Here is a 773-nt window from a genome sequence, read left to right on the forward strand (position 1 = left end):
CTTTGCCGAAGGCGAGACGCAGAACATGCACGATGCCCAGGCGCAACTTGACCGAGCACTGGACAGCCTGATGAAAAACGGCACGTTGGACAAGACGCTACAACCGCTACTGGCACCGTTATTTCAAGCCGTACAATCCGGTGTGGCTCCCCGCGAACTGAGGGGAAAACTGGCCGCACTCTACCCCGAGATGCAGGCAGAGGCGCTACAGGAAACCCTGGCCAGGGTGATGTTTGTTGCCAACGTCTGGGGGAGGTTACATGCCGACACTCAATGATAACGAACTGACGGCACTGTTTAGCCTGCTGCCTAAACGGGCGATAGCCTACTTGAAAGCCAAAGGCTTTACCTTTTCCTGGGACTGGCAGGATGTCTGGCAAGCCGCCCATGCCCAGGGAGCAACGGTGGCCAAGGTGACGCGACTCGATATTCTGCAGGACATGTATCAGGCGCTGGAAACCGCCCTGGCGGAAGGCAAAACTGGGCAGTGGTTTGCCCAGGAATTGACCCCGGTACTGCAGGCCAAGGGATGGTGGGGCGAGCAGGCCACCACCGACCCGGTCAGCGGTGAGCCGGTGACGGTGCAGCTGGGTAGCCCGCAGCGACTGGAGACGATTTATCGCACCAATCTCACTACCCTCTACAACGCCGGGCGCTGGGCTGAAATGCGGGAGAATGTTGCGGCGCGTCCCTACTGGATGTATGTGGCGATACGCGATAACCGTACCCGCAAAAGCCATCTGGCGCTGCATGGCCGGGTGTTTCCTGCCGAT

General features: G+C 59.4%; 2 protein-coding genes. Both read left to right on the forward strand.

Going from position 1 to position 773, the window contains the following annotated elements:
• A partial coding sequence (locus CBG25_RS08460) for a DUF935 family protein (protein WP_290605997.1) occupies positions 1-277 on the forward strand: 277 nt, incomplete at its 5' end.
• Positions 261-773, forward strand: a 513-nt coding sequence (locus CBG25_RS08465) for a phage minor head protein (RefSeq protein ID WP_290605999.1), incomplete at its 3' end; no start/stop codon positions are given. The genes CBG25_RS08460 and CBG25_RS08465, both read left to right, overlap by 17 nt.

Origin of the sequence: Arsenophonus sp. ENCA, from assembly GCF_002287155.1 — a bacterium.
In the GTDB taxonomy this organism is placed as follows: Bacteria; Pseudomonadota; Gammaproteobacteria; order Enterobacterales; family Enterobacteriaceae; genus Arsenophonus; species Arsenophonus nilaparvatae.